At 50.3% G+C, this 13,412-nt stretch carries 12 protein-coding genes; 7 read left to right on the top strand and 5 right to left on the bottom strand.

Annotated features, from left to right (window positions below):
- Positions 1–216 precede the first annotated feature (216 nt).
- Positions 217–696 (bottom strand): invasion associated locus B family protein, encoded by a 480-nt coding sequence (locus tag PsAD46_RS00610; protein ID WP_063286442.1) that lies wholly within the window; start codon positions 694–696, stop codon positions 217–219.
- Between the two features lie 612 nt (positions 697–1,308).
- Positions 1,309–1,869, bottom strand: a complete 561-nt coding sequence (locus PsAD46_RS00605) for an RNA methyltransferase (RefSeq protein ID WP_057463558.1) — start codon at positions 1,867–1,869, stop codon at positions 1,309–1,311.
- Between the two features lie 170 nt (positions 1,870–2,039).
- Here PsAD46_RS00605 and PsAD46_RS00600 point away from each other — a divergent pair, with 170 nt between their 5' ends.
- Entirely contained in the window at positions 2,040–3,014 is a 975-nt protein-coding gene (locus PsAD46_RS00600; RefSeq protein ID WP_063305933.1) for an NADPH:quinone oxidoreductase family protein, read from the top strand.
- Positions 3,015–3,085: 71 nt separating this feature from the next.
- On the opposite strand, the gene xth is transcribed toward PsAD46_RS00600, so the two are convergent.
- Complete coding sequence (gene xth / locus PsAD46_RS00595) at positions 3,086–3,889, bottom strand: exodeoxyribonuclease III (RefSeq protein WP_193776892.1); 804 nt, start codon at positions 3,887–3,889, stop codon at positions 3,086–3,088.
- A 240-nt stretch (positions 3,890–4,129) separates the two neighbouring features.
- On the opposite strand from xth, the gene PsAD46_RS27820 reads away from it, so the two are divergent.
- Positions 4,130–4,570, top strand: coding sequence for a hypothetical protein (locus PsAD46_RS27820; RefSeq protein ID WP_153040659.1), 441 nt, complete (start codon positions 4,130–4,132; stop codon positions 4,568–4,570).
- A 28-nt stretch (positions 4,571–4,598) separates the two neighbouring features.
- Positions 4,599–5,168, top strand: coding sequence for an SH3 domain-containing protein (locus PsAD46_RS00590; protein ID WP_208980972.1), 570 nt, complete (start codon positions 4,599–4,601; stop codon positions 5,166–5,168).
- A 38-nt stretch (positions 5,169–5,206) separates the two neighbouring features.
- Here PsAD46_RS00590 and PsAD46_RS00585 read toward each other — a convergent pair whose 3' ends face one another.
- On the bottom strand, positions 5,207–6,187 hold the full coding sequence (locus tag PsAD46_RS00585; RefSeq protein WP_063305092.1) for an MBL fold metallo-hydrolase: 981 nt from the start codon (positions 6,185–6,187) through the stop codon (positions 5,207–5,209).
- Between the two features lie 106 nt (positions 6,188–6,293).
- On the opposite strand from PsAD46_RS00585, the gene PsAD46_RS00580 reads away from it, so the two are divergent.
- Positions 6,294–7,232, top strand: a complete 939-nt coding sequence (locus tag PsAD46_RS00580) for a LysR family transcriptional regulator (RefSeq protein WP_063286106.1) — start codon at positions 6,294–6,296, stop codon at positions 7,230–7,232.
- 10 nt (positions 7,233–7,242) lie between these two features.
- Here the strand turns inward: PsAD46_RS00580 and PsAD46_RS00575 are convergent, their stop codons facing one another.
- Entirely contained in the window at positions 7,243–9,240 is a 1,998-nt protein-coding gene (locus PsAD46_RS00575; protein ID WP_063305932.1) for a protein meaA, read from the bottom strand.
- A 299-nt stretch (positions 9,241–9,539) separates the two neighbouring features.
- On the opposite strand from PsAD46_RS00575, the gene ccrA reads away from it, so the two are divergent.
- From ccrA to PsAD46_RS00560, 3 genes are all read left to right on the top strand, one after another.
- Positions 9,540–10,835, top strand: a complete 1,296-nt coding sequence (ccrA, locus tag PsAD46_RS00570; protein ID WP_063305945.1) for a crotonyl-CoA carboxylase/reductase — start codon at positions 9,540–9,542, stop codon at positions 10,833–10,835.
- A 576-nt stretch (positions 10,836–11,411) separates the two neighbouring features.
- On the top strand, positions 11,412–12,437 hold the full coding sequence (locus PsAD46_RS00565) for an ABC transporter substrate-binding protein (RefSeq protein ID WP_063305931.1): 1,026 nt from the start codon (positions 11,412–11,414) through the stop codon (positions 12,435–12,437).
- Positions 12,438–12,533: 96 nt separating this feature from the next.
- Positions 12,534–13,403, top strand: a complete 870-nt coding sequence (locus PsAD46_RS00560) for a proline/glycine betaine ABC transporter permease (RefSeq protein WP_093515971.1) — start codon at positions 12,534–12,536, stop codon at positions 13,401–13,403.
- Positions 13,404–13,412: the final 9 nt, after the last annotated feature.

Here is a 13,412-nt window from a genome sequence, read left to right as displayed (position 1 = left end):
GCAATACGATTCAGCAGGAAAAATAACAGGTTATGTATCCCCGTTGCTCGTTGCTAAAAATGCGAGAGGCGGTCGCTAGCAGCAACCGCCTACGTATTCGGCACGCTTATAGCCGAAATCGCTTAGTTTGAACATCCCAGATCTCAAATTGCGTGGCGGCAAGCTGGCGCAGGCAAGAGATCTCTGTAAATTCAAACAATTTCGGGCATCAGAACCTTATTGGCAGGCGCTGGATGCGTCTCTGACAGCAGCAGTGATGCCGCTCAAAGAGAATTTGTAGGAAGTTTGGGTGCCACGTGCGGACTGACCAGAAATAGACATGGAACTGCCTGCTTTCATTGCGTCAACCAAACGCTTTTCTTCCGCAGCGTTCTGAACCCATGCGCCGTCACCTTTGGTGAACATGGTGAACTGCTGACCATCAACATTGGTCGTGACCAAGGAGCCTTCTTTAAATGGATAACCCACTATAAAGCTTGGTTCATTGGCAACGCCTTCACTTGGACGGGTAGAAACGAAGAAGAAGACCTCTCCATGGTTTCTATCAGTCGGCAGTGACTGTGTTGGTGCGGAAATGGCATAACACACCTTACCACCGCTCTGGGTGTTAAAGGTGTAAGTTGCCCAATCCTTGTTTTCTTTCAAGAGGGCAGGAGACTGCGCATTTGCAGTCGCGCCCGAGATACCAAGAGCCATAAAGGCAGTTATCAGGATACGTGCTTGCATCTTCTCCAAACCGCGTTGCGTACGACAAAATCTGAGATTCTGTGCGAAAACCCATAAAACTTAATGTTAGGGTTACTTTAAAGATGGTTACAAAAGGGTTGATACCCTGTTTTTACAGAGGCAAAAAATTATTTGCCTTTGAACCGCTCTATGAATGCTGCCATCAGAAATCTGGCGGGAGTGTGGCACGCACAGCCATAATATCAAGCGTAAAGCCACTAATGAATTTCTGTTTTAAGTGATTGAAGACAGTAGATATGCAAGTTGATTTTCGGTTGTATTTAACGCGCTAGTAAATAAGGGCTAATCGCCTTTAAAAGCTCAGATTTTCCGGCATGTTTTCAAACTAATTGGCGGCATTTTACCCAGTAAAAAATATGGGCACCTTTCCACATAGTGTGCACAGATTGAGAGAAAATGCGAAGTGTGGAGCCTCAAAGAATTACGAATTTGTAATGTGAAAGAGACTGGGTGTGGAAAGGGAAACACCTTAAAAATTTATACAAGGCATTTGCTATGGTGAGAAATAAAGGTTGCCGTTTCAGAGTATGTATCAGGAATGGCAACCGTATTTCGAATCACTCATGAGTTGCTGTCGAAGCCGGGAACCTTTCGACCGGTTCGGAAAATTGGAGCGCCGTGAATATGTTCCAGTAATGGATCTTTCGGAGCGCCTGCAGTGAGAGAGCGCTCAGCATACTTTCCGTGTGCCATATAGCGGTCATACAAGACCAGAGCGGCAGCCACACCAACATTCAAGCAAAACTTGGTTGGGATTTTGACGATGTAATCGCAGCGATCCTGCATCTCTTGTGACAGAGACCCACGTTCTGGCCCGAGTATATAAGCTGCTTGCAACGGATGCCCGAAGCTTGGAAGCTCGATCGCATCGTCGGTGAGCTCAACACCCACCATTTTACAGCCACGCGGGAATTGCATCTCATCAACCGAGTTCCAGGCGAAGTAGGGCAAGTGGTCCGGGCTCTTGGAGGTATCAGCCTTCATTGCTTTGCCAAGGCTTTTGATGTGCGCGTCGACTGTAAAAAAGTAACTTGCTCCGAATGCATGACCAGTACGCATCAGCGTGCCAACATTCATGGATTTGGAAAGCCCTTCAGAGCCAATAGCAAAATAACCGCGCATGCCCAGTTTTTCTCGTTGTTGATGTTGTGCGCTTCATACCTCCAACTGTGGTGTTCCCGCAAGTGTAGCAGCATGTATGGGTGTTTTAATCGCAAAATGGCACCAAAGACGGCTTTGAGATTTTGTGATTGCCCGTGTAATTTTGGAGGTCAGAGAGAGGGCCACATTTTATGAAAGCTGTTATCTGCGAAAAACTTGGGGGGCCGGATGATCTGGTCGTTCGAGAACTGGACGACCCGAGTGTTGGAGCTGGAGAGGTGTTGGTTCGTGTGAAAGCGGCGGCACTCAATTACTTCGATACATTGATCATTCAAGGGAAGTATCAGTTCAAGCCGGAGCTCCCGTTTTCGCCATCGGGTGAAATGGCGGGCATTGTTGAAGCCGTCGGTGATGGTGTTTCGCGGTTCAAGGTTGGGGATCGGGTAGCCTCCTACGCGAAATGGGGAGCTGCAAGAGAGCTATATGTTGCTCCTGAGCATGAACTTGTGCGGGTGCCGGATGAGGTTTCGCTCAAGCATGGAGCTGGACTTTTGATCACTTACGGAACGGCTATTCACGGCCTTCGTAGCCGGGCGCGGTTACAGGCGGGGGAGACGGTTGCAGTGTTAGGTGCTTCTGGCGGAGCAGGACAGGCTGCTGTGGAGGTTGCAAAGCTGATGGGGGCCCGGGTGATTGCTTGCGCGTCTTCGGAAGATAAGCTTGCTCACGCAAAAGCTTGCGGCGCTGATGTTCTGGTCAACTATTCTGAGGGTGGTCTGAAACAGAAGCTGAAGGATCTAACGGATGGTAAAGGGCTTGAGGTGGTCTATGACGTCATAGGCGGGGATCATGCTGATGATGCCTTGCGCGCTACGGGATGGCGTGGACGTTATCTGGTTGTTGGATTTGCCTCTGGAACGATCCAAAAGATCCCGGCGAACCTTACCCTGCTGAAAGGCTGTGACGTTCTCGGTGTGTTTTGGGGAGAGGCAGTGGTTCGTGAGCCTGAAGAGCATCACAAAGATTGTGAGCAGCTGTTCCAATGGGTTGCTGATGGGAAGTTGAAACCGCATATCCATGCAGAGTATCCGTTGGAAGACATTGCATTGGGCTTAGAGGAAATCTCGAGCCGTAGAGCCAAAGGGAAAGTGCTGCTTATTCCTTAAAAGGTGCAAATAGAAAAAGCGGGAGGTGCTCCCGCTTTTCATCGTGAAATGGCAAATCTGATTCCGTGGGATCAGGCTTCCAGCACAGCCATGACTGGTGCATGGTCGGATGGTTTTTCCCAACCGCGTGCGTCGCGTATAATCTGGACGTCTTTGGTGTGCTGCGCTGTTTCCGGAGTCATCCAGACATGGTCGAGACGACGGCCTTTATTGGATGCGGACCAGTCTTTGGCACGGTAGCTCCACCAAGTGTAAATCTTCTCGTCCATTGGCATGTGTTTGCGCATGGTATCTACGTAGTTACCAGCTTCGCGCACATCTTCGAGGCGCTGGCATTCCAGCGGTGTGTGAGAGACGACTTTGATGAGTTGCTTGTGAGACCAAACGTCATTTTCGTAAGGTGCGATATTCAGGTCGCCGACGACGACTGACTGGCCGTCGAAGCCTTTGAACCAGCTTTCCATTTCATCGAGGAACTTGAGCTTGTGAGCGAACTTGTCGTTGACCTCAGGGTCCGGCACGTCACCGCCTGCTGGGACGTAGAAGTTATGGATGCGGACTTTACCACCATTAAAGGCAACATCTGCGGCGATGTGGCGGGTGTCGCCCATTTCGCAAAATTCTTTGCGCTCAATATTTTCCAGTGGCACGCGTGAGAGAAAGGCTACGCCGTGGTAACCCTTTTGGCCGTGTACCTCTACATGACGATAGCCAAGCTTATTGATTGCAGCCGTTGGGAAGCTTCCATCCGGGCACTTTGTTTCCTGCAGGCACAAAACGTCTGGGGCATGGTCCAGTAACATTTTCTCGACAATAGGAAGACGGAGGCGGACTGAGTTAATGTTCCACGTTACAATCTTGAGGCGGTTCGTCATGGGGGCGTGTTTACCTGCTTTGGAGAATCATACCTCAAACCTAAGGCTTAGGCGGGGTTTTGGCTAGAAAAACTGATGAGAACTGTGAATTTGTTCACGTTATATTCTTCAAGGCAAGACATAAATTGCTTCTAAAACCCGATGTTTTGTCAGTGCACGTTGTTAGCCCCTTGGTGGCAGTCTTCTCTTAATTATGCTGGCTGTTGATTTTGGCCAGCCTGCAATTAGGACTAGGGTCAAATGAAATACGCAATGCTTGTAGGCTGTTGTCTCGCAGCAGGTGTCGTGGCTCAATCTGTGAGTGCAAACAGCTTGTCTACGCGTTCCGGGTCTGTTGATTATCCTGGATTTCAGCAGGTTCAGTTCAATGAGCGCAGTAATATTATCCCGCCCATCAAACCTCTAGACCGTCCGGTTGAACCGGGAGATAGTTTGAGACCGGGGCAAGCGCAGCCTTATTTGCCGACGGATCGGGATGCGGATCACTCGCAGTTTAACCCGCCTCCGGGAGCTTATCCTGCAGGGTCTGCGCGTCCGGGGTCTTTGCCGCCACCTCTGCCGGGGCCTTCCGGTCCTCTGCCTGCAGCTCCTCCGATTACAGGATTGCCTCCTTCACCGGGATCGCCTGGTTCACCCGGATTTAGTGGGCCATCCTATGGAGGCCCTTCTTATGGCCGATAGCACCTTAGAGAGGCTGGAGGGCAGTTTTATGAAAATTTTGGCCTGGGTGATTGCCGGTCTCGTGCTTCTGGCTGTTCTTATCTATTCCAATGCCGCCTTTGCGCAGCGTGGGCATGCCGGATACACCACGAATGGTGTAAACATGAGGACAGGGCCTGGCACCAGATATCCTGTCATTACGACAATTCCGGCAGGTGGCGTGGTTTTCATCAATTACTGCACCAAGAACGGTTCGTGGTGTGACCTGACATTCCGCGGTGCTCCGGGGTGGGTTTCTGCCAGATATATTCGATATGGAGTTGAGGGACCGCACTATTCCCGTACGCTTCCTTATGTAGCGCCGTATGTGGGGCTGCCGTTTGTCTATCGACGCTATCCAATTTACCCGCGTTATCCGCGTTGGCGTCCATATCCGCGCCCACGGCATGAAATTCCTGCTTATCCGCTGCAGCCTTCTCGTCCGATTGAGGTGCCTGCTGTCCCAATCAGGCCTGCTCAGCCGATTGCTCCGCCAATACGGCCATCTATCCCGTTAACACCAGCTCAGCCAATTGCGCCGCCGTCAATACCGGCGACACCATTATCGCCTGCCCAATAGAAGAGAGCTCACGAGGTGTCTCGTGAGCTCTTGTTTCTCTAAAGCTTATGCTGCCAGCTGACTTCGTGGTATTCGAAGGCATTTCCGGCTTTGCGAACATGCCCCAGACCTGGGAAGTCATGGTGAATGCCGACGACTGGCGTTCTATCTGCTGAAACCCGATCCAGTATTTTCCGCCGTGTTTGTCGAGCTGCATCCTGATCTACGTCGAAGGCGATTGTCCAATCTGGATTGGCGAACTGGAGCCCGATGGAGTGGATCGTGTCGCCCCAGATCAACACTTCTTCGTTATTGGAGTGAACGCGGATGCCCATATGTCCGGGTGTGTGACCGGGAAGGAAGACAGCATCCAGCCCCTTGATGAACTCACCATCTTTGCTGATGAGTGTTTTGCGATTTTGATAGGGCTTTGAAACGTTCTGAGCGAGATCGATGAAATGCTGGAGATCTTTGGGGAACTTTGAGCGTGTGCCTTCATCATGCCAGAAGTTGTATTCGACCTCATGGACGATGAACTCGGCGTTCGGGAAGAGTTTTTCTCCTGATTTGGAGATCAGCCCTCCGACGTGGTCGATGTGCAGGTGGGTGAGAACTACGGCATCTACATCAGAGGCGTTATAGCCTGCGGCTTTCAGGTTCTGATGGAAACGGCCAAGTGTCGGACCCATTAGGTCGGCAGTGCCGGTGTCGACTACCACCAGTTTGTCGCCCGTATTAATGAGATATCCGTTTACAGAGATAGACATGTCCTGCGTATTGGGGCTGAGGAAATTTTGCTTTAGAGTTTCCTGCGCTACCTTCTGGTCAAACCCAACGACCAATGACGGATCTAATCCCAAGTGTCCGTCCAGAATTGCTGTAACTTCAATGTCTCCTACCGAGAAGCGATAGATGCCGGGAACCTGTGTTCCAATTTTAGGCGCCGCTGCGAGCGCAATAGATGACATTGCCGGGGCAACTGCACCTGCGCCAGCAAGGGACGCGGCTGCGGATAAAAAAGATCGGCGGGAAAGTGTCATGAAAGGCTCCTCATTTACAAGCATGGGAGCAATATTGTGGGGCTGATACTGGAAGTGCAGAGGGCCAAGTCTTATCTTGGATATAAGCAGTGCTTATGGGGCAGTTATGGATCTTCTGAATTTGCTGGAGAGTTTTGTTCGCGTCATCGACAATGGGTCGTTGAGCGGTGGTGCACGTCAACGCCATATCAGCCAACCTGCTATGAGCCAGCAGCTGAACCTGCTTGAAGCTCAGGTTGGGCAGGAGCTTGTTTTTCGTACCAACAAAGGCGTTAAGCCGACGGCTGCCGGAAAGACTGTCTATGAGCATGCGCAAAAGATGTTGCGTCAGAGCGCTCTGATGTTTGAGGAAGTACAGGACCAAGCAGCAGCAGAGAGTGGTTCATTGGTTGTTTCTGTTTCTCAGGCTATGGGCGCTGATATAATCACACCGCTTATCTTCGACCTTCGAAAGCAATACCCAGACCTTTCAGTCTCAATTAAAATGGATGATGATCTGATTGATGTTGTGCAAACCGGTATCGATTTAGCGATCCGTACAGGGATCACCGGAGATACCTCTGGGATTTCCAGAAAAATTGCGATTGTTGAAACCTGTTTGGCAGCCAGCCCAGACTATCTTGCAAAGCATGGTATGCCGCAAAGTCCCGAGGCGCTTTCTGACCTCAACTACATTCAATACAGATACGAGAAGCTAGTCAGTTCGTTGGATATGTTCCGACATGGGCAAAAGCATGTGGTTGCTTTGAAGTCTGAGTTTGTCGCTGGGCACCCCCAGGTGATGGTGCAGGCCTTGTTGAACTCGGTTGGGTTTACGCGCATGCCGTTGTTTATGATGCGAGATTTTGAGGCAAACGGGCAACTACAACGGCTACTTCCTGACTATCAGTGCGAAGAGAAGCCGGTATACCTTGTCTACCCTTCGCGCGATGCGGTGACGCGTAAAACAGAGATCTTCATTGACGCGATGATTGAGCGGTTCCGGGATGCTCCGGGGATACGACTGGTTGGGCAGAAGCCTGTTCAACTTGCCCAACCTGCCTAATTTTTAGGCGTTAGGCAGTCTCGTTGACCTGCTCATCCACGATGCGGACAATGTCTGACATGATTTCTGTCAGGTGAAAGTCCTTTGGTGTGTAAACGGCTGCAACACCCGCGTTTTTCAGTTCTTCGGCATCCTCTGACGGTATAATGCCGCCAATGATGATCGGGATGTCCTCCATGCCGTTTTCTTTCATTTTGTCGAGCACATCATGGACCAGTGCCAAATGTGAGCCAGACAGGATTGACAGGCCGACGACGTGGACGCCTTCTTCAAGAGCGGCGTTGACGATTTGGGCTGGCGTCAGGCGAATGCCTTCGTAAACGACTTCCATGCCGCAATCACGGGCACGTACTGCGATCTGCTCTGCGCCATTGGAGTGGCCATCCAGCCCCGGTTTGCCAACGAGGAACTTAAGCCGTCGACCTAGTTTTTCTGAAAGCTTGGAGACTTTTTGTTGAACATCTGCAAGGCTCTCGTTGTCATCTGGGGCTGCTTTGCCGACGCCAGTTGGGGCACGATATTCGCCGAAGACTTCACGTAAGGCAGCACCCCACTCTCCAGTGGTTGCGCCGACCTGAGCTGCTTTGATAGATGCTTCCATAATGTTGTTGTCAGAAGAAGCTGCTGCGCGGAGCTCCAGTAGAGCGGATTTAACAGCGTTCTCGTCACGTTCAGCTCGCCAGGCCTGAATGCGCTGGATGGCTTCTTCTTCAACATGCTCTGGAACTGTAAGGATGCCGCCGTCTTCATCTGATGCCAGTGGAGATGGTTCAGTCTCAGTCCATTTGTTGACGCCGACGACGATCTGATCGCCAGATTCAATGCCTGCCAGACGCTTGGAGTTGGACTCCACGAGCTTCTGTTTCATATAGCTGGACTCAACGGCTGCAACTGCACCGCCCATTTCTGCGATGCGGGCAAGTTCTTTTCTTGCTTGTTCTTTGAGCGCTTCGACCTTGGTTTCAATCTCTTTGGAGCCATCGAAGATATCTGCATATTCCAACAGGTCCGTCTCATAGGCCATGATTTGCTGCATGCGCAGGGACCACTGTTGGTCGAATGGTCGCGGGAGGCCAAGAGCTTCGTTCCATGCTGGTAGCTGAACGGCACGAGCGCGCGCGTTTTTAGAGAGGACAACAGCCAGCATCTCAACGAGAATTCGGTAAACGTTGTTTTCGGGTTGCTGCTCTGTGAGGCCCAGTGAGTTGACCTGTACACCGTAGCGGAAGCGGCGGTAACGCTCTTCTTCAACGCCATAGCGTTCGCGGCAAATCTCATCCCAGAGTTCTGTAAATGCTCGCATTTTGCACATCTCGGTGATGAAGCGCATGCCTGCATTTACGAAGAAGGAAATCCGGCCCACGAGTTTAGGGAAATCGCTTTCAGAGATGACACCAGAAGCACGAACATTGTCCAGAATTGCGATCGCGGTGGCGAGCGCGAAGGAGAGTTCCTGTACTGGTGTCGCGCCAGCTTCCTGCAGATGGTAGGAACACACGTTCATCGGGTTCCATTTGGGCATGTTCGTGTAAGTCCATGAAATCACATCTGTTGTGAGGCGCATGGATGGGGCGGGCGGGAAGACATAGGTGCCGCGGGACAGGTATTCCTTGATCAGATCATTCTGCGTGGTGCCAGCCAGCAGAGAGCGGTCCGCGCCTTGCTCATCAGCAGCTGCCACATAGAGTGCAAGCAGCCAAGGAGCTGTTGCGTTGATCGTCATGGAGGTGTTCATGCGCTCCAGCGGGATCTCGTTGAAGAGGGTGCGCATGTCTCCCAGATGAGAGATGGGTACACCAACCTTACCAACCTCACCGCGCGAGAGCGGATGGTCCGGGTCGTATCCTGTCTGAGTTGGGAGATCGAACGCGACAGAAAGGCCCGTCTGACCCTTTGAGAGGTTCGTACGGTAGAGCCGGTTGCTGTCTGCAGCGTTGGAGTGTCCTGCATATGTGCGGAACATCCACGGACGGTCTTTTGTTGCGCCTTTAGGTGAACCGGTACTCATAGTCTATTGCCTCCCTGATCCTCCCAGCATTTTATAAGGGACAAGATCTCAATTCTGCCTACACCTTTGCATAGGTTTTAGTGGTTGGTGCAATGCAACATTAGAAGAAGTATTCTTCGCAAGTTAAGCAATAGTTGTATATATTTTATGAGTTCTTTGTAATGATAATTCTCAAATAGCCGATATTGACAGGTTGTATTGTTTTGCGTTGCAGCAAATAGTGGATTGGAAGCGTTAGCAGAGGACTTGCTTTCACTCTCATGAGGGAAGGGCGCAACGCAAACTTGGAGGAGAATATCATGAGTTCCGTTGCACGGGTTGTCGAAGCTGGGTCAGAGGGTGGCTCTGAGTTCAAGGACCTATATGAGATTGGTGAGATTCCACCGCTGGGGCATGTTCCTAAGAACATGTGGGCGTGGACCATTCGCCAAGAGCGCCATGGTTCCCCTGATACAGCGATGGTCAAGGAAGTGGTGCCAACTTGGGAGTTGGACAGCCATGAAGTGCTCATTCTGGTTATGGCAGCAGGCGTGAACTACAACGGCGTTTGGGCTGCCCTTGGCGAGCCGATTTCCGTTTTTAAGGTTCATAAGCAGCCCTATCATATCGCAGGCTCTGATGCCTCCGGTATCGTTTGGGCGGTTGGTTCCAAAGTTACTCGCTGGAAGGTAGGCGACGAAGTTGTCGTTCACTGTAACCAGGATGACGGGGATGATGAGGAGTGTAACGGCGGTGATCCGATGTTCTCTAACTCCCAACGGATTTGGGGTTATGAGACACCTGACGGGTCATTTGCGCAGTTCGCTCGTGTTCAATCTCAGCAGCTGATGGCGCGTCCTAAACACCTGACTTGGGAAGAGAGCGCTTGCTACACGCTTACACTGGCGACTGCATTCCGTATGCTGTTCGGTCATGCGCCGCATGATTTGAAGCCAGGTCAGAATGTTCTGGTTTGGGGGGCTTCTGGTGGTCTTGGCGTGTTTGGGGTTCAGCTGATTGCTGCTGCCGGAGCGAATGCGATTGGCGTTATTTCAGATGAGAGTAAACGCGAATACGTGATGTCGCTTGGGGCAAAGGCCGTTATCAATCGAAAAGACTTCGATTGTTGGGGCCAGCTGCCGAAGGTGAACTCGCCTGAGTATGATACGTGGACCAAAGAAGCGCGTAAGTTTGGTAAGGCGATCTGGAACATTACCGGTAAGGGTAATGACGTTGATATGGTGTTTGAGCACCCAGGTGAAGCAACGTTCCCGGTATCAACACTGGTTGCCAAGCGCGGTGGTATGGTTGTGTTTTGTGCGGGTACCTCCGGCTTCAACCTGACCATGGATGCGCGCTATGTATGGATGCGCCAGAAGCGTATTCAGGGTTCGCATTTCGCGCATTTGAAACAGGCGAGTGAGGCGAACAAGTTCGTGATTGATCGCCGTATCGACCCTTGTATGAGTGAAGTGTTCTCATGGGACCAGATTCCGCAGGCTCATATGAAGATGTGGAAGAACCAACATGCCCCAGGAAACATGGCGGTTTTGGTGTGTGCACCAAAGACTGGTTTACGCTCCCTTGAGGATGTTATTGAAGCCATTGAAAACTAAGTAGGCTCACGAAAGGAAGTTGGCGCTTTTATGCTGCCAACTTCCCAGTTTCCTTAAGTTTCTCACCTATATTTTTTTATTGAACGATGATTCAATATTATTAAAAGAGCGCAGATTTTCTCTGCGCTTTTCTTTTTGTAATCTACGTGATTATTCGACATCATTTGACGTTGTTTTTTTATTTCAATTTACTGTGAAACTACCTGAATTTTCCGTGGGGATTACCTGTAAAAGAAAGTTTAAAATAGTAGTTTTGCTTCAGTAAATTTTTTTTCTCTTATTTTGCGTTTTAAATGGTGGTACTAGAGAGTTATGAAAGCTTTATAACTTCATATCCAGTGTATTTATGAAGTATATCTTTTTATATTTATTTTAAAAAAATATCTTGAGCAGATGTCTAAGTTGACAGAAAATTGAATATATCTATTTTTAACGGTGCAGTTGATGCGCTCAACCTAGCGTGTCCTGCAATTGCTGAGTTTTTGACTTAGCATTACGGCCAGAACGACAAGCTGTCCTTGGCGGCTTTTCTCTCTGACCGAACAAAAAGTATGTTTTGGTTGTTTGGAGGCATCCGTGTTGAATTTTAAATCTGCTCTCGCTGCGTGCGTAGTTGCATTCCCTTTTGCTGTGTCTACAGCAGAAGCTGCAGATCCTGTTTGTGAAGTTGACCGTCCTATCGTGTTTGCTGGTTTGGATTGGGACTCCAATGCTTTTCACAACTCTGTAGCTCAGTTCATTGCTGAAAAAGGGTACGGCTGTGAAACGGATGTCATCCCAGGCTCCACTATTCCGCTTCTGAACGGTATGGCGCGTGGTGATATCGACGTGACCATGGAAATCTGGCCAGACAACGTGACTGAAGCTCTTGCTGAAGGCAAAGCGAAGAACCAGTTTGTTGATCTTGGTGTGAACTTCCCTGATGCGACACAGGCTTGGTTTATTCCAAAATACCTGGTTGAAGGCGATGATGCGCCTGCAAAAGGTCTGAAGTCTGTATCTGACCTGCCAAAGTACAAAGACGTGTTTTCTGATCCGGAAGAGCCAGAAAAAGGTCGCTTCTACAACTGTATCGCTGGTTGGGGCTGTGAGGTCATCAACTCTAAGAAGCTCAACGCTTATGGCTTGCTTGATAGCTTTGTGAACTTCCGCCCTGGTACAGGTGCAGCGCTTGCTGCTGCGATTGAATCGAACGTTCGTCGTAAGAAGCCAATCGTATTTTATTACTGGGGTCCAACCTGGGTCATGGGTAAGGTCGCTGATGATCTGATCCAGCTGGAAGAGCCTGCCTACAACAAGGAAGCTTGGGACAAGTTGTCTGCAGAGACAGATCCATCCAAAGTGACCGAGGCAGTTGCATACCCTCTGTCTGCGACGCACGTCTTCGTGAACACAGAGTTCCATACTTCTGCGCCTAAACTGGTTGAGTTCCTGACAGCTTATGAAACCACCAGTAATGACGTTTCCAAAGCTCTTGCTTACATGCAGGACACTGGCGGAACCACAGATGATGCTGCTGCTGAGTTCCTGAAAAACAACGAAGAACTCTGGACCGGTTGGGTTCCAGCTGATGTCGCTGAGCGTGTGAAATCTGCTCTGTAATATCAAAGACAGCTGACTGTTTTTGAAAATTAGCGAATGAAAAGCGATCACGGAACTTGTTTCCGTGATCCTTGCTAAGAAGAATAAGAGGATCACATGGCTTTCGACGTGTTTCCCAACTTTGGGAAACCTATCCGGACTTCCACAAACGATCTGGTTGATTTTCTCGTCGTGAATTACGGCGATGGATTTGAGGCCTTTTCCAACTCCATCCTATTTTTGCTGGTGCGGTTAGAGCGACTTCTCCGTGGCGCAGATCCTATCGTGATCTTGATCTGCATCGGCCTGATTACCTTTGCTGCGAGCCGCCGTTGGGGGCTTAGCCTGGTGATGGTAGGTGCAATGTGGTTCATCGGTACATTGGGGCTTTGGGAAAAGTCTATGCAAACAGTGGCGATCTTGCTTGTCGCTGTGCTGATTTCCGTTGTGATTGGCGTGCCGCTTGGCGTTATCTCTGCTCGTTCAAACCGCTTCAGAGCTTTGCTCAATCCGGTCTTGGATTTGATGCAGACCATTCCAAGCTTCGTTTATCTTATTCCAGCGGCCATGCTGTTTGGTCTGGGTAAGGTGCCAGCTATTCTGGCTACTGTGATTTATGCTGCACCACCGCTTATTCGCCTGACGGATCTCGGCATCCGTTATGTGGATGAAGAGGTTGTTGAGGCGAGCCGGGCCTTTGGTGCAACGCGCTGGCAGATCCTTAAGGGCGTTCAAATCCCACTTGCGCTCCCTTCCATCATGCAGGGTATTAACCAGACCATGATGATGGCGTTGGCTATGGTGGTGATTGCGTCCATGATTGGTGCTCGCGGCGTGGGTGAAACCGTTCTGCTTGGGTTGCAGCGTAATGATGCAGGACAAGGTTTGCTCGGCGGCTTAGCGATTGTTGTTCTTGCCGTTGTGTTTGACCGTATCACACAATCAGCCGGACAACGGATGCAGGCGCATCGCAAGGTAACAGGGTGAGGCGCTAAC

Source organism: Pseudovibrio sp. Ad46 (genome assembly GCF_001623065.1).
In the GTDB taxonomy this organism is placed as follows: Bacteria; Pseudomonadota; Alphaproteobacteria; order Rhizobiales; family Stappiaceae; genus Pseudovibrio.
Note: the sequence above shows the minus strand (reverse complement) of the source record. Positions and strands in the feature narration are given on the sequence as shown.